General features: G+C 48.7%; 1 protein-coding gene. It reads left to right on the forward strand.

Annotation, left to right across the window (positions count from 1 at the left end; translation table 11 throughout):
- Positions 1 to 194, forward strand: a 194-nt coding sequence (locus E5Q11_RS17745) for a hypothetical protein (protein ID WP_135804737.1), incomplete at its 5' end; no start/stop codon positions are given.
- Positions 195 to 300 lie beyond the last annotated feature (106 nt).

Below are 300 nucleotides of genomic sequence, written 5' to 3' on the forward strand. Positions count from 1 at the left end.
TGATCAGCCAGGCCATGCAGAGACTGACGTCTGAAGGTTTATTGATCTTTTCTAACAACTTCCGGCGTTTCAAACTCGATGACAGTGTTGAAGCGGATTACGCAGTACTGGAGGTCAGCAAGGATACACTGGACAAGGATTTCCAGCGCAACGCTCGAATTCATCGCTGCTGGCACATTCAGCATAAACTCTGAGTTGCGGATTTCCTGAAAAGGCTGGAGAAGACGTTCCAGCCCTTCAGAATTCGTACTTGGCCCCGACTGAATATTGAAAAACGTTGGCGTTGGTTTCGGTGTCCTC

Origin of the sequence: Marinobacter confluentis, from assembly GCF_004785685.1 — a bacterium.
GTDB classification, from domain to species: Bacteria; Pseudomonadota; Gammaproteobacteria; order Pseudomonadales; family Oleiphilaceae; genus Marinobacter; species Marinobacter confluentis.